Origin of the sequence: Streptomyces sp. NPDC002573, assembly GCF_042889625.1 — a bacterium.
Lineage (GTDB): Bacteria > Actinomycetota > Actinomycetes > Streptomycetales > Streptomycetaceae > Streptomyces > Streptomyces gibsoniae.
This window is the reverse complement of record NZ_JBIARC010000042.1, coordinates 40,780-61,392: the sequence shown is the minus strand read 5'-3', so window position 1 is coordinate 61,392 and position 20,613 is coordinate 40,780. Positions and strand designations below refer to the sequence as shown.

The window sequence follows — 20,613 nt, the reverse complement described above, 5'->3', positions numbered from 1 at the left end:
CAGACTAACGGCGCAGGGCCTTCGGTTTCCCTGTGTCCACAGGCTGTGTGACATCGAGGTGCGCCCAGACGATCAGGCGATGACTGTGCCCCCATTCCGGATCGCACGTGGTCAGCGTCAGATAGCGTCCCGGACGCGTATACCCCGACTTACGTGGCACAGGGTCGATTGCTTCAACGTCCGAGGGCACGGTTTTGTAAGGGCCTTTGTCGATCCGATACGTGAACCAAGTGGTGCCGTCGGTGAGGACGATCGCGTCGCCGGGGCGCAGCAGCGGGAAGTCCTTGAAGGGGTCGCCGTAGGTGCGCCGGTGCCCGGCGACCGCGAAGTTGCCCTCCTGGCCGAGCTGGGCTGTGTCCGCGTAGTGGCCGAGTCCTTTCTTGAGGGTGTCCGTGGCGGTGTTCTCCAGGACGGGCTTGTTCCACGTGAAACCGAACCGCGGGATGTACATGACGGCGAACGGTCTGCCGGGGACGTACGGGTCGGGTCTCCCGGGGCCGGCCGGGCTCCCGGACGTCGTCGTGTTCTTCGCCCACTGCCGGGTGAGCTGGTCGATCTGGTCGTGCATGGCGCTGTCCGCGCGCACTCCGGTCCAGAACAGGACGTAGACCACGAAGAGCACGATGAGGGTGCCGACGGTGATGCACAGTTCGCTGACGGTCCTGACGATCACGCGTACCGGCACAGGTTCCCCCAGCGGCAGCCGTTCCCGGTCCCTTACTCCACGGGCTTCGCGTAGTGCAGGTCCACTGTGCCCGAGTAGCCGGGAAGAGTCACCGTTCCGTTCTCGGTGACGTTCCAGCCGAGGCCGTAGACGTTGACGTAGACCATGTAGTTCTGGATCGCGGGCGAGGCGGCGAGGGACTTCTGCAGCTTGTCCGGGTCACCGATCGCGGTGATCTTGTAGGGGGGCGAGTAGACGCGGCCCTGGAGGATCAGGGTGTTGCCGACGCAGCGCACGGCGCTGGTGGAGATCAGCCGCTGGTCCATGACCTTGATGCCGCGGGCGCCGCCCTGCCACAAGGCGTTCACCACGGCCTGCAGGTCCTGCTGGTGGATGACCAGGTAGTCGGGCTGCGGCTCGGGGTAGCCGGGGAGCTTGGCGGTGGCACCCGGCGGGGCGTCGTTGAGGGTGACCGTGACGGCCTTGCCCGTGAGCTTCTGGGTGCCGGCGTTCTTCTCCAGCGCCGCGAGCCGGGCCTCCTCGGCCTTGCTGCTGCCGCCACCGGTCCGCTTGGCGAGGCCCTCGACGTCATCGCGCAGCGTCGCGTTGGACTCGTCGAGACGGGCGTTCTTGTGGCTGCGGTCGTGGATCAGGTCGGAGAGCTTCAGCAGCGAGGAGTCCGTACGGATGTCGGTGCCCTTGGCCGTGTTGAAGCTCATGAAGAAGAGGATCCCGGCGAGGGCGAAGACGCCCACGGTGAGGACACGCACGGGCCGCAGCCGGCGCGGAGGCCGGGGCGTGGTCCCCGTTCCGGGGGAACCGGAACCCGGCTGGGGCGAGTCGGCCGTATTGCTCAACGTACCCTTATCTCCTTAGGCGCCGCGGAAGCACTACGCTAACGGACGCCCGGGGGAGCGCTCAGTGTCCCCTTGTACGCTGCCCCGGAGCCCCGCCCCGTTCCCTGCGCGGCCACGCAGCGCATCGACAGGAGAGACCCTCGTGCCGAAGTCACGTATCCGCAAGAAGGCCGACTACACGCCGCCGCCGTCCAAGCAGGCCGCGAACATCAAGCTGGACAGCCGCGGCTGGGTCGCGCCCGTCATGCTGGCGATGTTCGTCATCGGCCTCGCATGGATCGTCGTCTTCTACGTGACCGACGGCTCGCTGCCCGTCCACGCACTGCGCAACTGGAACATCGTGGTGGGCTTCGGCTTCATCGCGGCGGGGTTCGGCGTCTCCACCCAGTGGAAGTAGCGGCCTCGCACGGTTGCGTGGACGGCTCCTCCCAGGGTCCTGCGGCGAGTTATCCACAGCTTTTGTCCACAGAGGCGACGACCAGTGGAAAAAGAACGACGATCTGTGGATAACCCATCGGGGATTGACGCCGGTATGACGGAATCACCGGCCCCCGCAAACGTGTTCGCCCCCTGTCCCACCTGCGGAAACTCCGGGCGGTGACAGGGGGCACGCTTGTTCCCCACAGCATGCACAAGATCCGCCGCAGACTGTGGACAACGCTGGGTACAACCTGGGGCTACGGCCTGTGCGGATACACCGCTCAGGTGAGCTGGGCCGTCCTCACGAGGGCCAGCACGACAACGACGGCGAGCACCAGCGCACACACCCCGTACTGGACGAGGTTCCGCCGCTCGCGCGGGGCGTGGACCATGGCGTAGCCGACCACCACACCGGCGACGAGTCCCCCGATATGGGCCTGCCATGCGATGTTGCCCCACCCGAAGGTGATGATCAGGTTGACGACCAGGAGACCGATCACCGGGCGCATGTCGTACCTGAGCCGGCGCATGAGCACGGCGGTGGCACCGAAGAGCCCGAAGATCGCGCCGGAGGCGCCGAGCGAGGGCTCGACCGGGGCGGCGAGCAGATAGGTGAGCGCGCTGCCGGCCAGTCCGGAGGTGAAGTAGAGCGCGACATAGCGGGCACGGCCGAGAGCCGCCTCCAGGGGAGCGCCGATCCACCACAGACTGAGCATGTTGAACAGGATGTGGACGTAGTTGGCGTGCAGGAACATCGCCGTCAGCAGCCGGTACCACTGGCCCTCGGCGACACCCTGCAGCGGACCGCCCATCGAGAACGTCGCCTGCCCGATGAGGGCGAAGCGGTCGGTGAACGTGTCACCCAGCGCCTGCTGGAGCAGGAAGACGATCAGATTGATCCCGATGAGGATCTTGGTGATCAGCCGTGGGTCGGCGGTGACGGTGCCGCCCGCGAGCGTGCGCGGCTGGGAGGCGGCCGGGGCGTGGCCCGTGCCGGACCCGCTGCGGACGCACTCGGGACACTGGAAGCCCACCGAGGCGCTGACCATGCACTCCGGACAAATGGGCCGCTCGCAGCGGGTGCAGCGGATGGCCGTCTCACGGTCCGGGTGCCGGTAGCAGACCGGCAGCTCCCGGGCTTCGTGCGGCCCCTGGTTCTGCGGGTCCTGCGGACTGCCTGGCGCCTGGCCCATGGTCCCCTCACTCTCCGTACGACGGGTTGGCCCCGCCCTATCCTCTTACGGATGGGCGGGGCACTTTTGTTCCCTCGTGCGGGGTGTCCCGGTGGGGTCAGCCCTCGCGGGACTCGACGACGACCGACTCGATGACGACGTCGTTGACCGGGCGGTCCGTGCGCGGGTTGGTCTGGGTGGTGGCGATGGAGTCCACGACCTTCTGGCTCGCCGCGTCGGCGACCTCACCGAAGATGGTGTGCTTGCGGGTCAGCCAGGCCGTCGGGGCGACCGTGATGAAGAACTGCGAGCCGTTGGTGCCCGGGCCCGCGTTGGCCATGGCCAGCAGGTACGGCTTGTCGAAGGCGAGGTCCGGGTGGAACTCGTCCTCGAACTGGTAGCCCGGGCCACCCGTGCCGTTGCCCAGCGGGTCACCGCCCTGGATCATGAAACCGCTGATCACCCGGTGGAAGACCGTGCCGTCGTAGAGCTTCTTCGTGGACTTCTCACCGGTGGCGGGGTCGACCCACTCGCGCTCGCCCTTGGCGAGCTCGACGAAGTTACGGACCGTCTTGGGCGCGTGGTTCGGCAGGAGCCGGACCAGGATGTCGCCGTGGTTGGTCTTCAGGGTGGCGTAAAGCTGCTCAGCCACGATGTGCCTTCCGTTGTCCTCTGTGACTCCCTGATCCTCGCACGGTACGCGCCCGGAGTCGTCCGGCCACCGCTTCTCGGCCCGCATCCGCGGTGTGTTCCCCCGGCACACCCCGGGCGGCTGAGCGCCCGGCCGGAAAGATCCGGAACCGGGCTCCGGGCCGCCACGGGCTCCGGCCCGGAGTCCGTGGGAGCGGAAATCAGGCCGGGTCCTCCCGTCACGGGGGCGCGGCACGGCGATCCGTGGCATTGTCGGGGACAAGCTCCTGTTGCCCCTATTCATCCGCTATCGCGCGTGATCAGCCGATGCACATGATCGCCCCGTCCGTCGTCGGTCCGGCACCGGCCCGAGGCGCCCCGTGTGGCTCCTCATGGGCCTTGTGACCCGGATGCCCGTCCTCGCATGCTCGGGAGTCCTTCGAGAGGCATGATCCGTAAAAGGCGGGAAAGTCGAATGACCGTACGCCACCGAGGAGGAGGAATCCCGTGACCCGCATCGACAGCGTGCGCGCCGCGACCGGTTCGGCGAAGGACAGCGTGCTGCATGCCGCGGAAGTGGTGGCGCCCTACGCCGACACGGCCAAGGACAAGGCAGCGCACTACGCACACGAGGCGCGCGTGCGACTCGCACCCCGGGTGTCGCAGGCCGCCGAGCAGGCTCGTATCCAGTACGGCGCCCACCTCGCCCCGCGACTGGAACAGGCCCGCACCCATGTGCCGCCCAAGGTGGACCATGCCGCGCAGGAAGCAGCCGCCTACACCCTCAAGGCCGCCCGCCAGGCAGCCGACTACTCCCGCCCGAGGATCGAGCAGGCGGTCGCGGTCGCCGGTCCTGTACGGGAGGAGGCGGCGGCCCGTGGAGCCGCGGCGCTGGCCGCGCTACGCGGTCAGGTCACGCCCCAGCAGGTCCAGAAGCTGGTGCGCCGGCAGCAGCGGCGGGCCAGGGTCGGCCGTGCCGTCAAGGGACTGGGGCTGCTGGGTCTGCTGACCGCCGGGGCCTTCGCCGCCTGGAAGTGGTGGGACAAGCAGGCGAACCCGGACTGGCTCGTGGAGCCGCCCGCCGCGACCGAGGTCCCGCAGGACGACCGTCTGACATCGGTGGACGGCACCGACGCGCTGGACCCGGAGGTACAGGCGAAGCAAGCCGAGGAGGATTCCCCGGACAACGACGACCGCCGCTGAATCCGGCCGGCTCCGCGCCGGATTGATCTCACCACCCTTGTGGGGCAGGAGACTTGAACGCCTCCTGCCCCACAGTGCCGCCCTGGCGATGTTTCACGTGGAACGGCGTGCGAACCCGCACACGTCCCGGAGACAGCGGAAGATTCCCTCTCACCCCGGCGGGCGTTCACACTTTCTCCGCGTGATGACGTTTGCAACGCCTCATGTGTGCACATTCCGTGGAGACTTCACTTACGGAGCGCATCCCCACGCTTACGCACCTCCGGGCACACCGGCCCCCACAAGATGTCTCAAACCACCCCGCACCACCCGCCGGCCCCACCGGCCCCTCACCCCCGGAGCCCGGATTTCAACACGGGCCGATATCGTTTGCGCAAAGAAATGCAATGCCTGCAAACGAGCGGGAGTGGTGCAGGTCACCCCCCAAAGCAGAACCGGCCAGCCGCCGCGAGGGAGTCTGACCGGTCCGAGACGTGGAGCCTAGGGGAGTCGAACCCCTGACATCTGCCATGCAAAGACAGCGCTCTACCAACTGAGCTAAGGCCCCGAGTACGCACGTCCGGCCGACGCGGACACACATCGCCGGGCGCTGCGCACCAGCGTACCGGGTCACCCCCGGAATCTCGCAAAAAAGTGGGGGGTCCCCGTGGACGACCACTCTCCGTAAGATGCTCGTCGTGGTTCGCGACAGCGAACCGCAGTACTTGGGGAAGCGATGGGGAGACGCAATGGACGCCGCACAGCAGGAAGCCACCGCAAGAGCGCGGGAGCTGCAGCGGAACTGGTACGGAGAGCCGTTGGGGGCGCTCTTCCGTAAGCTCATCGAGGATCTCGGCCTCAACCAGGCCCGTCTCGCCGGTGTACTGGGCCTGTCCGCGCCGATGCTGTCACAGCTGATGAGCGGTCAGCGCGCCAAGATCGGCAATCCCGCGGTGGTCCAGCGGGTGCAACTGCTGCAGGACCTGGCGGGGCAGGTCGCGGACGGCAGCGTGAGCGCGGCCGAGGCGACCGACCGGATGGACGAGATCAGAAAGTCGCAGGGGGGCTCCGTGCTCAACAACACCACGCAACCGACGAGCAGTTCCGGAGTGCCCACGGTCAAGCGGGTGGTCCGCGAGATCCAGTCACTGCTGCGTTCGGTGGCGGCGGCCGGCGACATCATCGAGGCGGCGGACACCCTCGCCCCGAGCCACCCGGAGCTGGCAGAGTTCCTCCGGGTGTACGGCGCCGGCCGCACTTCCGACGCGGTCGCCCACTACCAGTCCTACCAGAACTAGCCGAGACCTCGGCCGCCGGGGGCTCCCGCGCCGGGGGGTGCGCGGGAGTCCCCGACGCCGTCCGGAAGGGGGAGCGACGTACGACCATGGGTGAGGTCTTCGCCGGACGGTACGAACTGGTCGATCCCATCGGGCGCGGGGGAGTCGGCGCGGTCTGGCGCGCCTGGGACCACCGGCGGCGCCGCTATGTGGCCGCGAAGGTCCTGCAGCAGAGAGACGCCCACGCGCTGCTGCGCTTCGTGCGCGAGCAGGCGCTGCGCATCGACCATCCCCATGTGCTCGCCCCCGCCAGCTGGGCCGCGGACGACGACAAGGTCCTGTTCACCATGAACCTGGTCGCCGGGGGCTCGCTGGTCCATCTCGTCGGGGACTACGGCCCGCTGCCTCCCGCGTTCGTCTGCACCCTGCTCGACCAGCTGCTGTCCGGGCTCGCCGCCGTGCACGCGGAAGGGGTCGTGCACCGGGATATCAAGCCCGCCAACGTGCTTCTGGAGGCCACCGGCACCGCCCGGCCCCGGCTGCGGTTGTCCGACTTCGGCATCGCGATGCGCCTGGGAGAGCCGCGGCTGACGGAGACCGACTACGTGGTCGGGACCCCCGGCTATCTCGCACCCGAGCAACTGCTGGGCTCGGAACCGGACTTCCCGTCCGATCTGTTCGCCGTGGGCCTGGTCGCGCTGTATCTGCTCCAGGGCGCCAAACCGGACGCCAGGGCCCTGGTCGAGCACTTCGCCTCCCATGGCACCCCCGGGGCGCCGCGCGGCGTTCCCGCGCCCCTGTGGGAGGTCGTGGCGACGCTGCTGCAACCGGACCCGGCCGCGCGCTTCCGCACCGCCACGGGGGCACGCAAGGCCCTCGGCTCGGCCAGGGAGCTGCTGCCCGAGCCGGGCGACGACGACGAACGGGTCGAGATCTTCGACCAACTCGGGCCGCTCCCGGCGGGGTTCGGGCCCGAGGGACCGCTGGGTACGGCGTCGGGGGTGACGCAGGCGACGGGACGCGCGCGCACATCGGGGACCACGGCCGGGGCATCCGGCCCCGCACTCGACGCATCGGGCGGCGCGGCCGGTGGCACGGGAGCGAGCGACTCGCGGGCGAACGGCTCGGGAGCGAACGGCGCCGCTTGGACGGCGTCCGCCGGGACCGAGGGGGGACCGGCACGGCTCACGACCGGCGCGATCCCCCCACGCCCGACCACCGCACCCACAGCGTCCGGCACGCCCGTGCCCGCCGCCCCTCCCACGCCCCCTCCCCCCGGCCCCGGCACCCCCGCCGCGGCACCCGGGCCGCCTCCCCCCGCCGTACGCCCGCAGGCCGCGCCCGTCGGCGTACCGCCCAGGCCGGCCGCCGATCCGACGCCTCCCGCGCGGCCGTCCACGATGTCGGACACCGGGAGCTTCCCGCTGCCGCCGCCGCTGCCACGAACGGCACTCGGTGCGGTGCCGGGCCCACCCGGACAGCCGCCCGCGCCCCCCGCCACCGTCGTGGCCCCGGCTCCGGCGCCCGCGTACACGGCCCCCGCCCCGCATCACGAACCCACGTGCGTGCCCACCCCCGGCCCGCACACGGCCCCGGCGGCGGCCGCCGCCGGGCAGAGCGCCCACGCGAGCGCCGTGCCGTCGCCGTACGCCCCCACCCGGCCACAGCGGGTCGCGCGGCACGGCAGAAGAGCGGCTCCCCGGCCGGCGGGGCCGCCGGCGAAGGTCGCCGTGCCGGTCCTGCTCCTCGCGCTCGTCTGCTTCGCGGTGGGCTTCTGGGCCCTGACCCGCATCTGAGCGGCGCTCACCCCGCCCGGCGGCGCTCCCGCCGGCGGGCGGCCACGGTCCACAGGCCGAGCCACAGGACCAGCGCACTCCCGGTGCCGATCCCGCCCACGGCGACCATCGTCATCGCGCGGGGATCCGCCGCCGCCACCTTGCGGATGCGGGTCGGAGCGGTGCTGGGCGAGGACCCGCCCGAGCCGTCGCCCGGGCTCGCGTCGGACTGCGTCCCGGTGCCCGCCGTCGCCTCCTCCCGATCCGCGGACGTGACCAGGAACACATCGCGCGGCACGGACCGCCCGGCGTACACCGGCCCGGGCACCGGCTTCCCGCTCACCCGCACCCTCAGGGTCAGCCCGAACGGGCCGCTGCCGAACCGTTCCGCCGTGGGTGCCCCGAGGTGGACGGCCAGGTAGTACCAGCCCGCGAACCGCATGCCGCCCGAACGGCTGCCGACGGCCCCGCGGTTGGCGTAGTCGACGGGCGGCAGCGGATCCAGTACGGCCGAGGTCTGCGCGCCGCTGTACCCGGCGTCGGCGTCCTCGACGTAGGCCCGGACGGGGTTGTACAGCGACATGGCCAGAGCGGTGCCGACATAGCCGTCGCCGCCCCCGGAACTGCCCATCTCGACACTGGCGGAGAGCTGCTGTCCCCAGTCGACGGGCACCTTGTAGAAGAGGGTCTCTCCCGGCTTGATCGCGTCCTGCCAGACGCCCTGCCCCACCGCGCTCGCCGTGGCGAAGCCGACCCCTCCCGCGCGCCGCGCGGCCTCCCCGAGGAGGGGCTCCGGGGGCGCGGAGTTCCAGGTGCCGGGCGGGGTGACGGCCCCGGCCCGGCGCGGGGCCGGTTCGGAGACGTAGTCGAGCTCCAGGTCCCAGCCGACGGGCAGGGCGGCGGTCAGGTCGCGCCGTTCGACGACCACGTAGTACGGCCCCGCCCCCTTGCACCCGTAGGTCCCGGGGCCGGTCTCGCGCGAGGCCCAGGCGGCGATCGGGTGCGGGCTCTGGGTGGGGCCGAAGTGTGCGGTGTCCGAGGAGCAGGTGGTGCCGTCGGCGTCCTGCACGGACACCTTGAGTCCGTCGGAGGAGGTGACCCGTGCCCCCGCCCGCGGCACGGCCGTCGCGGAGACGTAGGCGTTGGCGGCGGCGTCGAGGTCGAGCCGGTAGTAGCGCTTGGAGCCCGGGGGCAGTGCGCTGCGGTAGAGGTGCCCGGGATCCAGGCGTACGGCGTCCGTGGTGCCCGTCGCACCGGTGATCGCGCGGGCGCCGGGGGCGAACGCGTACGGGGCGGGCGGGCCGTCGTCGGCCGCGGCGGCCGGTGCGGCCTGCGCGGGGGGCGCCGATGCGGTGCCGAGCATCATCGCCGCGCACAACGCCAGGGCCGCGTGCGCCGGCGTACGACCGCGCCGCGGGGATCCGCCTCCCGCTTCCGTACGCCGCTTCCTCACGCTGCACCCCCGCCGTGCTCCGCTGTCCCGGGCCCCCGCCCATCCTGCCCCGGGGGCCACGGCGGCATCCCGGTATTACGTACGAGCGGCCGAAACGCTCCCCCGAGGAGGCGGGGAAACACAAAACCCCGACCGCACCGGCGGTCGGGGCCTGCTCTGATGTCTGTTGTCCGTGAGGACTCACGAACCCGTGGGCACGGAGTCGGTCGCCTCCGTCCACAGATCCTGCTCGGCGCGATCCGCCTGGATCTGGCGGTACACGAGGAGCCCGCCGATGGCGGCCAGTGCGACCAGGAGAAGCTTCTTCACCGCGCGACCTCGTCTTTCCTTGACGTAGGGGACCTCTGGCGCCCGACTATACACACCGATCGATATCGATCGGTGACCTGAGCCGGTGCTCAACTCCGGTCCGGCAGACCCGAGTACGGCCGGGCGTCCCCTGTCACATCTCCGCGTGAGCACCCTTCACAGAGTGTGATGTTCGACGCCCTCCAGCGCCTTTCCTGACTTTTCCGGGTCTTGTGCGTCCATCCGAGTGGTGTTCATCCGAAGATCGACGCGCCACGGGCGTCGGTCCACCACTTCGCGACCCTCATACACATCATGAGGAAAGTACGCAAATCGCTCGACCCGAAAGTGAGAGGTCATGGCCCGTAACACGGTCTTGAAGCTGTGGACCGCCGTCGTCACCGCCTTCCTCGCGCTGTTCACCGCGCTGGGATTCATCACCACGACCACCGCCGCCGCGGAGGTACCCCAGCACCAGCCGGCCCGCAACACGGCCGACGCCCAGGTGACACCGGCGCGACCGGTCCACGCACGATGGCCCCGCGACCGGTCACTGCCCCCCACGATGAAACAACGGATCAGCGCCGAGGCCCACGGTTCCTCCCCGGCCTGCCGCGGCCGCCTGCCGGTCTCCGCCCCGACGCTCCGTCTGGCCCGCTGCGCGCTCAGAGCCCCCAGCCGGCCCGCCGACCCTCCCGAAACGACCGTGCGGCTCCAGCACTGACCTGACCTCTCCGACCGCGCGCCACCGTCCCCTCAAAAGCGTCGCGGCCCCACCCCGGGCGATCTTGCGTACAACAACACCCCCTGGGCGAACGGCCCGGCACCTGCTCCCAGGTGCCGGGCCGTTGACACATGCCGCGAACCAGATGCCGTCCTTTCCCACGGGAATGCCCGTGGGATCCCCGAGTGGACATCAAACCCTGCCCGTCCGCGGAACTCCGGATCCACCGGCACGAAATCGCGCACTCTCGGCCTCAGCACGACGTCGATCACCTCGCCGACTCCGGGCGGGAGGCATCAGAACAGGTAACAGGCGACGCGAGGCGGATTTCTCGATGCAAGCCGCGCCTCGGCCGATCGTTCAGTTGGGTCCGGTCTCGACCGCTGCCGTTCGCGCTTGTCGGTGTCAACCCAGGCCCGCCCCGGGGTCGGCTCTCACCCGGCCGTCGAGACTGCCTCCCGGCCTCAGATCTGTTCTCGTCCGATAGCGTCACGTGTCGTCTTCAGGGAACCACCAGGTCACGGAGGCAGCACATGGCACCAGTGATCTCGAACCGCGGTCCGTCACGGCCGGCGAACCCGGCCCAGCGGTCGGCGTTCTCTGTCCTGTTCGCGCTGATCGGGGCCGGGCTGACGACCTTCGGCCTCTACCAGGGAGGCCACGCCCTCGGCCTGCTGGGCGAGCCCGGCACGCTCACAGTCGCATCCTGCGCACGGGTCGGCCAGCCGAAGCCCGAGATCTGGTGCAGCGGCATCTTCCGGTCGGACGACGGCCGCTCCACCGACCCAGCGGCACGCTTCACCGCGAACCCGTCCTTGGCCCCAAGACAGATCGCCCGCCTGGACCGGGTCCCCCCCCGGCTCCTACGTGGGGATCAGCCCGGCCCGCGCTGAAGGGTACGCGGCACTGACGCTGTTCGGCATGGCGCTGCTCGCCTTCGGTGGCGCCGGACTCGCCGGCTGGACGAACTCCGCGGCCCGACCGGAGTTCCGCGTCGGCCGCGCCGGCCGTGCAGGGCTGCGAATCGGCCAGGCAGGAGTCCTCCTGCTGCTGGGCGCGGGGCTTTGCGTGATCATCGCGTTCTCCAGCTCGATGCTGGTCGGCTGACGCAGTCGCCCCAGGTGGCGCGCTGCCCGCTCCTTGGGCCGCAGCACGTCACGTTCCGCGCGACTGCCCAGCAACCCCCACTTTCCCCGGCTCCCGTCCCGTCCGCCGTCGACCACACCGTGGAGCGGGCGTGGTTCATGGCGTCCAGGTGGAGCGCGCCACTGGTCGCAGGAGCCGGACCATGACCTGATCTTCTCGTCGGAGTATGGCGGCATGATCGACACGGTGGGCTTCTCCCGGACCTTCGCCGAGCTGCTGGAAGATCCGCTCATCGGCCGACCATCGCTGTTGGTGTCAACCGTTCATGCCAAAAGACCCCCGGCCGTAATGGGCCGGGGGTCTTTTCGCTGGTGGGGCTAACAGGATTTGAACCTGTGGCCTCATCCTTATCAGGGATGCGCTCTAACCAACTGAGCTATAGCCCCGCCGCGCTTTGCGGTGTGTGTCCCGCGCGCTGACCCCTGAAGATTAGCGCACGACGTGGGAAGTCCCAAAATCGGTTACCCGGGGGCGGACGGCCGGGCCGTCACGCCCCTTCAGGTCCCGCTCACTCGTCCTCCGCCAGCGTCAGCTCGACGCCGCCCACGAAGCCCGCCGAGAGGTTGTAGATGAACGCGCCAAGCGTCGCGAGGGCGGTGGCCAGGATCACGTCGATGACCGCGATGACCGTCGTGAAGATGAGGACGTTCGGCAGGGACAGGAACGACTGGAGGTCGAAGCCGTTCGAATCGTTCGAGCCGGTGGCCTCCGAGATCGTCCCGCCGACCGTGGAGAAGACGCCCATGGCGTCCATGACCATCCACAGCACCGCGGCCGCCACGATCGTGCAGATGCCGAGCGCGAGGGAGAGCAGGAAGCTGACCTTCATCACCGACCACGGGTCGGCCTTCGCCACCCTGAGCCGCGCCTTGCGGGTGCGGGGAGTGGTGCTCGCGCCGGTCCGGGGACGGCGCACGGCGCCCGCCGCCGGCTGCTGCGCCTGGTAGGCCTGCGGCGGGTGGTAGGGCCCCGCGGCCTGCTGCGACCGGCGCTCCCCCGGCAGGGGCGAGGCGTCGGCCGGTGCCGCGGCCGGCTGTGCCTCCGGCGCGGCCTGCTGGCCGCCCGGAGCGGCCGGGCCCGCTCCAGCCTCGTACTGCTGGGTCTGCGGGCCTCGGGTGTCCGTCACAGTTCCCCCCTGGGATCCATGAGACTCATGGGAGTGCGTCGAGTCCGTGGCGGAGCCACGGCCGCCGCCGTCCGTGTCCGTGCCGGTCGATCCGGCGCCCGTGGCTCCGCTCACGCTGACTCACTCCTCGTGCTACTCGGCCGAGGGCGCCAGACCCTCGTCCGTGCCGGTGGCCGCGGCCTCGGCGGTCTCGTCCACGGCATCGTCACCGTCGACCTCCTCCGCCTCACGCCCCGCTTCGGCGTTACGTGCGATACCGACCACGGCATCGCGCTTGCCCAGGTTGATCAGTTGGACGCCCATGGTGTCACGGCCCGTCTCCCTGACCTCGTTGACTCGCGTACGAATCACACCGCCCGACAACGTGATGGCGAGGATCTCATCGGTCTCCTCGACCACCAGCGCGCCGACGAGCGAACCACGGTCCTCGACGATCTTGGCAGCCTTGATGCCGAGGCCGCCGCGACCCTGGACGCGGTACTCGTCGACGACGGTCCGCTTCGCGTACCCGCCGTCGGTGGCAGTGAACACGAACGTACCGGGTCGAACAACATTCATCGAGAGAAGCTCGTCCCCCTCGCGGAAGCTCATGCCCTTGACGCCCGAGGTGGCACGGCCCATCGGACGCAGGGAGTCATCGGTCGCGGTGAACCGGATCGACTGAGCCTTCTTGCTGATCAGAAGCAGATCATCATCGGGCGACACCAGCTCGGCCCCGATCAGTTCGTCATCGGAACCGTCCTCCATCTCGCGGAGATTGATCGCGATGACGCCGCCGGAGCGCGGCGAATCGTAATCCTTCAGAGGCGTCTTCTTGACCAGTCCGCCCTTGGTGGCGAGCACCAGGTACGGCGCGGCCTCGTAGTCGCGGATGGCGAGGATCTCGGCGATCGCCTCGTCGGGCTGGAAGGCCAGCAGGTTCGCGACGTGCTGGCCGCGGGCGTCCCGGCCGGCGTCCGGCAGCTCGTAGGCCTTGGCCCGGTAGACCCGGCCCTTGTTGGTGAAGAACAGCAGCCAGTGGTGCGTGGTGGACACGAAGAAGTGGTCGACGATGTCGTCCTCCTTCAGCTTCGTGCCGCGCACGCCCTTGCCGCCGCGCTTCTGGGCGCGGTAGTCGTCGGTCTTGGTGCGCTTGATGTAGCCGCCACGGCTGACCGTGACGACGATGTCCTCCTCGGCGATGAGGTCCTCGATGGACATGTCGCCGTCGAAGGGCACCAGCTGGCTGCGGCGGTCGTCGCCGAACTTCTCGACGATCGCGGCGAGCTCCTCGCTGATGATGCCGCGCTGGCGGACGGGCGAGGCGAGGATCTCGTTGTACTCGCGGATCTTCGCCTGGAGCTCGTCGTGCTCCTGGACGATCTTCTGGCGCTCCAGGGCCGCGAGGCGGCGCAGCTGCATCTCGAGGATGGCGTTGGCCTGGATGTCGTCGATCTCCAGCAGGCTCATCAGGCCGTCGCGGGCGATCTCGACGGTGTCGCTGCGCCGGATCAGCGCGATGACCTCGTCGATGGCGTCCAGGGCCTTCAGCAGACCGCGCAGGATGTGCGCGCGCTCCTCCGCCTTGCGCAGCCGGAAGCGCGTACGGCGGACGATGACCTCGATCTGGTGCGTCACCCAGTGGCGGATGAACGCGTCCAGGGACAGGGTGCGCGGCACGCCGTCGACCAGCGCCAGCATGTTGGCGCCGAAGTTCGTCTGCAGGTCGGTGTGCTTGTAGAGGTTGTTCAGCACGACCTTGGCGACCGCGTCGCGCTTCAGGACGATGACCAGGCGCTGGCCCGTGCGGGACGAGGTCTCGTCACGGACGTCCGCGATGCCGCCGATCTTGCCGTCCTTGACCAGGTCGGCGATCTTCTGCGCGAGGTTGTCCGGGTTGACCTGGTACGGCAGCTCGGTGACCACCAGGCACTGGCGGTTCTGGATCTCCTCGACCTCGACGACCGCGCGCATGGTGATCGAGCCGCGGCCGGTGCGGTAGGCCTCCTCGATGCCCTTGCGGCCCACCACCAGGGCGCCGGTCGGGAAGTCGGGGCCCTTGATGCGCTCGATGAGGGCATCGAGCAGCTCCTCGTGCGAGGCCTCGGGGTTCTCCAGGTACCACTGGGCGCCGGCCGCGACCTCGCGCAGGTTGTGCGGCGGGATGTTGGTCGCCATGCCGACCGCGATACCGGCGGAGCCGTTGATCAGCAGGTTCGGGAAGCGGGACGGAAGGACCGTCGGCTCCTGGGAGCGGCCGTCGTAGTTGTCCGTGAAGTCGACGGTGTCCTCGTCGATGTCGCGGACCATCTCCATCGACAGCGGCGCCATCTTGCACTCGGTGTAGCGCATGGCCGCGGCGGGGTCGTTGCCCGGGGAGCCGAAGTTGCCGTTGGAGTCCACCAGCGGCATCCGCATCGACCACGGCTGCGCGAGGCGGACCAGCGCGTCGTAGATGGAGGAGTCGCCGTGCGGGTGGTAGTTGCCCATGACGTCGCCGACGACGCGGGCGCACTTGTAGAAGCCCTTCTCGGGCCGGTAGCCGCCGTCGTACATCGCGTACAGGACGCGGCGGTGCACGGGCTTGAGGCCGTCCCGCACGTCGGGCAGCGCACGCGAGACGATGACGGACATCGCGTAGTCGAGGTACGAGCGCTGCATCTCCGTCTCGAGCCCGACAGGCTCGATGCGGAGGGTGTCGCCGCCCTCTTCAGGCGTCACGGGGGTGTTCTCGTCGGCCATTGCTGGTGAAGATCCTTCCTGGTGCGGTCAGCTGAGACCGACTCAGATGTCGAGGAAGCGGACGTCCTTGGCGTTGCGCTGGATGAACGCGCGGCGTGCCTCGACGTCCTCGCCCATCAGGACCGAGAAGAGGTCGTCGGCCTGGGCCGCGTCGTCGAGGGTGACCTGGCCGAGGACACGGTGGTCGATGTCCATGGTCGTCACCCGCAGCTCCTCGGCGTTCATCTCGCCGAGGCCCTTGAAGCGCTGCACCGAGTCGTCCTTGATCCGCTTGCCGTTGCGGCGGCCCAGCTCGATCAGCGCGTCCCGCTCGCGGTCCGAGTACGCGTACTCGAAGTCGTCCCGGCCCCACTTGATCTTGTAGAGCGGCGGACGGGAGAGGAACACGTGGCCGGCCTCGACCAGCGGCCGCATGAAGCGGAACAGGAAGGTCAGCAGCAGGGTGTTGATGTGCTGGCCGTCGACGTCGGCGTCCGCCATCAGGATGATCTTGTGATAGCGGAGCTTCTCGAGATCGAAGTCCTCGTGCACGCCGGTGCCGAACGCGGAGATCAGCGCCTGGATCTCCTGGTTCTGCAGGATCTTGTCGATCCTGGCCTTCTCGACGTTAAGGATCTTGCCCCGGATCGGGAGGATCGCCTGGTACTGCGGGTTGCGGCCGGACTTGGCCGAGCCGCCGGCGGAGTCTCCCTCGACGATGAAGATCTCGCACTTGGTCGGGTCGTTGGACTGGCAGTCCGAGAGCTTGCCCGGCAGGGACGCGCTCTCCAGCAGGCCCTTGCGGCGGGTGAGGTCACGCGCCTTGCGGGCCGCGACGCGCGCGGTGGCCGCCTGGATGCCCTTGCGGACGATGTCCGCCGCCTCGTTCGGGTTGCGGTCCAGCCAGTCGTTGAGGTGCTCGTAGACCGCCTTCTGGACGAACGTCTTCGCCTCGGTGTTGCCCAGCTTGGTCTTGGTCTGGCCCTCGAACTGCGGCTCGCTCAGCTTGACCGAGATGATCGCTGTCAGGCCCTCGCGGATGTCATCGCCCGTGAGGTTGTCGTCCTTCTCGCGGAGCATCTTCTTGTCGCGCGCGTACTTGTTGATCAGCGAGGTCAGCGCCGCACGGAAGCCCTCCTCGTGCGTACCGCCCTCGTGGGTGTGGATGATGTTGGCGAAGGAGTACACGCCCTCGCTGTATCCGCTGTTCCACTGCATCGCGACCTCGAGGGACAGGCTCTTGTCCTTGTCCTCGGCCTCGAGGTCGATCACCGTCGGGTGCACCACGTCTCCCTTGCGGGAGTTCAGGTACTTCACGAAGTCGACGATGCCGCCCTCGTAGTGGTACGTGACGGCCTTGACCTCGTCCTTCTCATCGGCACCGGCCTCGTCCGCCCCTGCGGTGGCCTTCGCCGACTCCCGCTCGTCGGTGAGCCTGATCGTCAGGCCCTTGTTGAGGAACGCCATCTCCTGGAAGCGCCGCGAGAGCGTCTCGAAGGAGTACTCGGTGGTCTCGAAGATGTCCGGGTCGGCCCAGAAGGTGACCGAGGTGCCGGTGTCGCCGGTCTCCTCGTGCTGGGCGAGCGGGGCCGTCGGGACGCCCATCTTGTAGTCCTGCGTCCAGCGATGGCCGTCGGTCCTGACCTCGACCGACACCTTGCTGGACAGGGCGTTCACGACGGAGACGCCGACGCCGTGCAGACCGCCGGAGACCGCGTAGCCGCCGCCGCCGAACTTGCCGCCCGCGTGCAGAACGGTCAGCACGACCTCGAGGGCCGGCTTGCCCTCGGAGGGGACGATGCCCACGGGGATGCCGCGGCCGTTGTCGACGACGCGCACGCCGCCGTCGGCCAGGATCGTCACGTCGATCGTGTCCGCGTGGCCGGCCAGGGCCTCGTCGACGGAGTTGTCCACGACCTCGTACACGAGGTGGTGCAGGCCACGCTCACCGGTCGAGCCGATGTACATGCCAGGTCGCTTGCGGACCGCGTCCAGACCCTCGAGGACGGTGATGGCGCTGGCGTCGTACGACGCGGTCACCTCGCCGTTCGCGCTGGTCGCCGCGCCGGCGTCGGTGGAGGGGATGTTCTCGTTGGGGTTGCCGGAATCGGCCACGAAGCGCCCTTTCTGGCACAGCACAAGCCAGGCTCGTCGGCGGTTGCCGGAGCGGCTGCGGCATGTTGCGTTGGTAAGCCTTGATCAGCGTTGCTCAGCGTTACCCGGACGGTCCCCACGATCGGGGCGGGATTGTCACCCAGTCTACCGGTAGCGCCGACAGTGATGGGGGTTTGCCGGTACCTGGATCCGCATGTGCCGCCCTCAACCGGTCTCGCCCGACTCCCCATATGCGGAACGGGTCCCCAAGGGGCTCTACGCGGCACTCAGCGCTTCCGGCTGTCAACCCTTGGCAACGTCGGAGTCCGGCGGGTGTTCGCAACCGCGCGCGGGCACAGTGAAAGGGCCGCCGGCGCATGCGTCCGACGGCCCGACGTGATGTCGGTCACCCGTAGGTGTCGCCGGGGCCCGTGCTCCCCGGGGCGCGCAGGGGGCCGAAGCGGCGGGCGGGGCCGCCGGGGCCATGAACCTTGATCAACCGGACCGTTCCGTGCCCGAGATCCTCGTTCAGCCGCGCGACCAGTTGCGGGGCCAGCAGCCGCAGCTGTGTGGCCCAGGCCGTGGAGTCGCAGCCTACGGTCAGGACGCGCTCGTCCTCGTCGTACCGCTGCGGGACGCAGTGCTTGGCCAGGTCGTCGCCGACGATCTGCGGCCAGCGGCCCATCACACCGCCCACCGCGGCCGGGGTCTCCCAGCCGCGCTCGGTGATCAGCCGGTTGATGGCCGCCCCGAGCGCCATGGGGTCGCGGCCGTCGGCGCGCGCGCCGGAGCGCAGGCCGCCGCGTCGCGCCTGCTTCTTCTGCTGCGCCGCGTCCCCCCGCGCGCGTGCCTGTTCCTTGGCCGCCCGGAGCGCCACGCGCGCGAGGTCCACGCCCGACAGCTCGGGGGTCTTCTTCGGTGCGGGTTCGCCGGTGCTCATGCGCGCTCCACGGTGCCGTCGGACACGGTGTACCGCGTCCCTGCCAGTACATGCGGTACGTCGTCGTCGACCGCGGCGGTCACCAGGACCTGCTCACCGGGCGCCACCAATTCGGCGAGGCGCTCGCGGCGGCGGGTGTCCAGCTCGGCGAAGACGTCGTCGAGGACGAGGACCGGCTCGTTGCCCTCCGCACGGAGGAGGTCGTACGACGCCAGGCGCAGCGCCAGCGCATAGGACCAGGACTCGCCGTGGGACGCGTACCCCTTGGCAGGCAGCTGACCGAGTTTGAGGAGCAGATCGTCGCGGTGGGGCCCCACCAGGGTGACGCCGCGCTCGATCTCCTGCTTGCGGGCCTCGGCGAGCGCGGCCGTCAGCTGCTCGTAGAGGGCCTCGCGGGTGTGGGCCTCGCCGGGCGCTGACGGCTTGTACTCCAGGGCGAGGGGGCCGCCGCCGGGGGCCAGGTGTTCGTACGCCTTGTCGGCGAGCGGCTGGAGCGCGGCGATCAGGTCCAGGCGCTGGGCGAGCAGCTCCGCGCCCGCGCGCGCGAGGTGCTGGTCCCAGACGTCCAGCGTGGACAGGTCCATGGAGCGTCCGCCGTGGCGGCGGGCCAGCACGGCCGACTTGAGGAGGGTGTTGCGCTGCTTGAGGACCCGGTCGTAGTCGGAGCGGACGGCCGCCATGCGCGGGGAGCGGGCGGTGATCAGCTCGTCCAGGAAGCGGCGGCGCTCGCCGGGGTCGCCCTTGACCAGCGCGAGGTCCTCGGGCGCGAACAGCACGCTGCGCACGATGCCGAGCACGTCGCGCGGTCTGACCTGCGAGGACCTGTTGATGCGGGCGCGGTTGGCCCGGCCGGGGTTCAGCTCCAGTTCGACCAGCTGCCGTCGGTCGCTCTGCCGGACCTGCGCCCGGATGATCGCCCGCTCGGCGCCCATCCGGACCAGGGGCGCATCGGAGGAGACGCGGTGGCTGCCGAGGGTGGCGAGATAGCCGACCGCTTCCACGAGGTTGGTCTTGCCCTGGCCGTTGGGGCCGACGAAGGCGGTGACGCCCGGGTCGAGCGGGACCTCGACCCGGGCGTACGAGCGGAAGTCGGCCAGCGACAGATGCGTGACGTGCATGGTCGTTCGCCGACCTCCCTCAGGGGTGTGGGGACCGCCGGGCGGTCCCGTGGATCACTTCTTCTCGACCGCGTGGCCGCCGAACTGGTTCCGCAGCGCCGCGATCATCTTCATCTGCGGGGAGTCGTCCTGACGGGAGCTGAAGCGCGCGAACAGCGAGGCGGTGATGGCCGGCAGCGGCACCGCGTTGTCGATGGCCGCCTCCACGGTCCAGCGGCCCTCGCCGGAGTCGGCCGCCCAGCCGCGCAGCTTGTCCAGGTGCTCGTCCTCGTCGAGGGCGTTGACCGCGAGGTCCAGCAGCCAGGAGCGGATGACCGTGCCCTCCTGCCAGGAGCGGAAGACCTCGCGGACGTTCTCCACGGAGTCGACCTTCTCCAGCAGCTCCCAGCCCTCAGCGTAGGCCTGCATCATCGCGTACTCGATGCCGTTGTGGACCATCTTCGCGAAGTGGCCCGCGCCGACCTTGCCCGCGTGCACCGCGCCGAAGGCGCCCTCGGGCTTGAGGGCGTCGAAGACCGGCTGCACCTTGGCGACGTTCGCGGCGTCGCCGCCGTACATCAGCGCGTAGCCGTTCTCCAGGCCCCAGACGCCGCCGGAGACACCGCAGTCGACGAAGCCGATGCCCTTGGCCGCGAGCTCCTCGGCGTGCTTCTCGTCGTCCGTCCAGCGGGAGTTGCCGCCGTCCACGACGACGTCACCGGGCTCCAGCAGCTTGGCCAGCTCGTCGATCGTGGACTGGGTCGGGCCACCGGCCGGGACCATCACCCACACCACCCGCGGGGTCTGCAGCTTGTCCACAAGCTCTTCGAGGCTGTGGACGTCGGCGAGGTCCGGGTTGCGGTCGTATCCGATGACGGTGTGGCCTGCGCGGCGGATCCGCTCGCGCATGTTGCCGCCCATCTTGCCGAGGCCGACGAGACCGAGCTCCATCAGTTGTTCCTTAGGTTGCGATGTGGCATGAGGGCACTTTCGTACCTGTGTCCGAGCCTAAACCCGGGTCCTCATGCACACCTGTGGGCCCACGCGCTCATGCGTAGCCCCTCTCAC

Annotated in this window: 19 protein-coding genes and 2 tRNA genes; 7 read left to right on the top strand and 14 right to left on the bottom strand. The window is 69.8% G+C overall.

The features are described 5' to 3' along the window. Positions 1-4: 4 nt before the first annotated feature. On the bottom strand, positions 5-685 hold the full coding sequence (locus tag ACFYX0_RS31515; protein ID WP_388975207.1) for a class E sortase: 681 nt from the start codon (positions 683-685) through the stop codon (positions 5-7). A 32-nt stretch (positions 686-717) separates the two neighbouring features. Next, a complete protein-coding gene (locus ACFYX0_RS31510) occupies positions 718-1,521 on the bottom strand; it encodes a DUF881 domain-containing protein (RefSeq protein WP_355906612.1) in 804 nt (267 codons plus the stop codon). 142 nt (positions 1,522-1,663) lie between these two features. On the opposite strand from ACFYX0_RS31510, the gene crgA reads away from it, so the two are divergent. After that, positions 1,664-1,918, top strand: a complete 255-nt coding sequence (gene crgA, locus ACFYX0_RS31505) for a cell division protein CrgA (protein ID WP_355906615.1) — start codon at positions 1,664-1,666, stop codon at positions 1,916-1,918. A 304-nt stretch (positions 1,919-2,222) separates the two neighbouring features. Here crgA and ACFYX0_RS31500 read toward each other — a convergent pair whose 3' ends face one another. Both ACFYX0_RS31500 and ACFYX0_RS31495 read right to left on the bottom strand, forming a co-directional pair. Beyond that, complete coding sequence (locus tag ACFYX0_RS31500) at positions 2,223-3,134, bottom strand: rhomboid family intramembrane serine protease (RefSeq protein WP_388975204.1); 912 nt, start codon at positions 3,132-3,134, stop codon at positions 2,223-2,225. A gap of 97 nt (positions 3,135-3,231) precedes the next feature. Continuing rightward, entirely contained in the window at positions 3,232-3,765 is a 534-nt protein-coding gene (locus ACFYX0_RS31495; protein WP_311693760.1) for a peptidylprolyl isomerase, read from the bottom strand. A gap of 485 nt (positions 3,766-4,250) precedes the next feature. Between ACFYX0_RS31495 and ACFYX0_RS31490 the strand changes: the two genes are divergently transcribed. Beyond that, entirely contained in the window at positions 4,251-4,946 is a 696-nt protein-coding gene (locus ACFYX0_RS31490) for a DUF5324 family protein (protein ID WP_355906621.1), read from the top strand. Positions 4,947-5,420: 474 nt separating this feature from the next. Here the strand turns inward: ACFYX0_RS31490 and ACFYX0_RS31485 are convergent. Continuing rightward, positions 5,421-5,493: transfer RNA gene (locus ACFYX0_RS31485), tRNA-Ala, on the bottom strand. A gap of 181 nt (positions 5,494-5,674) precedes the next feature. Here ACFYX0_RS31485 and ACFYX0_RS31480 point away from each other — a divergent pair. Beyond that, the gene (locus ACFYX0_RS31480; RefSeq protein WP_388975203.1) at positions 5,675-6,223 is read left to right on the top strand and encodes a helix-turn-helix domain-containing protein; all 549 of its coding nucleotides are present in this window, start codon (positions 5,675-5,677) and stop codon (positions 6,221-6,223) included. A gap of 86 nt (positions 6,224-6,309) precedes the next feature. Next, on the top strand, positions 6,310-7,998 hold the full coding sequence (locus ACFYX0_RS31475) for a serine/threonine-protein kinase (protein WP_388975200.1): 1,689 nt from the start codon (positions 6,310-6,312) through the stop codon (positions 7,996-7,998). 7 nt (positions 7,999-8,005) lie between these two features. On the opposite strand, the gene ACFYX0_RS31470 is transcribed toward ACFYX0_RS31475, so the two are convergent. Beyond that, entirely contained in the window at positions 8,006-9,430 is a 1,425-nt protein-coding gene (locus ACFYX0_RS31470) for a hypothetical protein (protein WP_388975197.1), read from the bottom strand. 180 nt (positions 9,431-9,610) lie between these two features. Beyond that, positions 9,611-9,739, bottom strand: a complete 129-nt coding sequence (locus ACFYX0_RS31465) for a DLW-39 family protein (protein ID WP_003999697.1) — start codon at positions 9,737-9,739, stop codon at positions 9,611-9,613. Positions 9,740-10,076: 337 nt separating this feature from the next. Between ACFYX0_RS31465 and ACFYX0_RS31460 the strand changes: the two genes are divergently transcribed. The 3 genes from ACFYX0_RS31460 (at position 10,077) to ACFYX0_RS31450 (ending at position 11,549) form a co-directional block, all read left to right on the top strand. Then, positions 10,077-10,442, top strand: coding sequence for a DUF6344 domain-containing protein (locus tag ACFYX0_RS31460; protein WP_388975194.1), 366 nt, complete (start codon positions 10,077-10,079; stop codon positions 10,440-10,442). 533 nt (positions 10,443-10,975) lie between these two features. Then, positions 10,976-11,335: a hypothetical protein gene (locus ACFYX0_RS31455; protein ID WP_388975191.1), complete on the top strand. Its 360-nt coding sequence runs from the start codon at positions 10,976-10,978 to the stop codon at positions 11,333-11,335. A 28-nt stretch (positions 11,336-11,363) separates the two neighbouring features. Then, positions 11,364-11,549 (top strand): hypothetical protein, encoded by a 186-nt coding sequence (locus ACFYX0_RS31450; protein ID WP_388975188.1) that lies wholly within the window; start codon positions 11,364-11,366, stop codon positions 11,547-11,549. Between the two features lie 348 nt (positions 11,550-11,897). On the opposite strand, the gene ACFYX0_RS31445 is transcribed toward ACFYX0_RS31450, so the two are convergent. The 7 genes from ACFYX0_RS31445 to gnd all read right to left on the bottom strand — a co-directional run bounded on the left by ACFYX0_RS31445 (position 11,898) and on the right by gnd (position 20,496). Beyond that, positions 11,898-11,974, bottom strand: a tRNA-Ile gene (locus tag ACFYX0_RS31445). A 122-nt stretch (positions 11,975-12,096) separates the two neighbouring features. Further along, positions 12,097-12,828 (bottom strand): DUF3566 domain-containing protein, encoded by a 732-nt coding sequence (locus ACFYX0_RS31440; protein WP_388975185.1) that lies wholly within the window; start codon positions 12,826-12,828, stop codon positions 12,097-12,099. Positions 12,829-12,846: 18 nt separating this feature from the next. After that, a complete protein-coding gene (gene gyrA, locus ACFYX0_RS31435) occupies positions 12,847-15,435 on the bottom strand; it encodes a DNA gyrase subunit A (RefSeq protein WP_388975183.1) in 2,589 nt (862 codons plus the stop codon). Positions 15,436-15,477: 42 nt separating this feature from the next. Continuing rightward, the gene (gene gyrB / locus ACFYX0_RS31430; protein WP_388975180.1) at positions 15,478-17,553 is read right to left on the bottom strand and encodes a DNA topoisomerase (ATP-hydrolyzing) subunit B; all 2,076 of its coding nucleotides are present in this window, start codon (positions 17,551-17,553) and stop codon (positions 15,478-15,480) included. A gap of 361 nt (positions 17,554-17,914) precedes the next feature. Continuing rightward, entirely contained in the window at positions 17,915-18,448 is a 534-nt protein-coding gene (locus tag ACFYX0_RS31425; protein ID WP_355906645.1) for a DciA family protein, read from the bottom strand. Next, positions 18,445-19,566: a DNA replication/repair protein RecF gene (recF, locus tag ACFYX0_RS31420; RefSeq protein ID WP_388975177.1), complete on the bottom strand. Its 1,122-nt coding sequence runs from the start codon at positions 19,564-19,566 to the stop codon at positions 18,445-18,447. Before recF ends, ACFYX0_RS31425 begins: the two co-directional genes overlap by 4 nt. A 54-nt stretch (positions 19,567-19,620) precedes the next feature. Beyond that, a complete protein-coding gene (gene gnd / locus ACFYX0_RS31415) occupies positions 19,621-20,496 on the bottom strand; it encodes a phosphogluconate dehydrogenase (NAD(+)-dependent, decarboxylating) (RefSeq protein WP_388975174.1) in 876 nt (291 codons plus the stop codon). Between the last annotated feature and the right edge of the window lie 117 nt (positions 20,497-20,613).

Bases quoted from the DNA above. Each gene is read 5' to 3' on its own strand.
- ACFYX0_RS31480 (WP_388975203.1), top strand. From the start codon at position 5,675: ATGGACGCCGCACAGCAGGAAGCCACCGCAAGAGCGCGGGAGCTGCAG.
- ACFYX0_RS31450 (WP_388975188.1), top strand. From the start codon at position 11,364: ATGGCGCTGCTCGCCTTCGGTGGCGCCGGACTCGCCGGCTGGACGAAC.
- ACFYX0_RS31500 (WP_388975204.1), bottom strand. From the start codon at position 3,134: ATGGGCCAGGCGCCAGGCAGTCCGCAGGACCCGCAGAACCAGGGGCCG.
- gnd (WP_388975174.1), bottom strand. From the start codon at position 20,496: ATGGAGCTCGGTCTCGTCGGCCTCGGCAAGATGGGCGGCAACATGCGC.
- recF (WP_388975177.1), bottom strand. From the start codon at position 19,566: ATGCACGTCACGCATCTGTCGCTGGCCGACTTCCGCTCGTACGCCCGG.
- ACFYX0_RS31460 (WP_388975194.1), top strand. From the start codon at position 10,077: ATGGCCCGTAACACGGTCTTGAAGCTGTGGACCGCCGTCGTCACCGCC.
- ACFYX0_RS31455 (WP_388975191.1), top strand. From the start codon at position 10,976: ATGGCACCAGTGATCTCGAACCGCGGTCCGTCACGGCCGGCGAACCCG.
- ACFYX0_RS31425 (WP_355906645.1), bottom strand. From the start codon at position 18,448: ATGAGCACCGGCGAACCCGCACCGAAGAAGACCCCCGAGCTGTCGGGC.
- ACFYX0_RS31475 (WP_388975200.1), top strand. From the start codon at position 6,310: ATGGGTGAGGTCTTCGCCGGACGGTACGAACTGGTCGATCCCATCGGG.
- gyrA (WP_388975183.1), bottom strand. From the start codon at position 15,435: ATGGCCGACGAGAACACCCCCGTGACGCCTGAAGAGGGCGGCGACACC.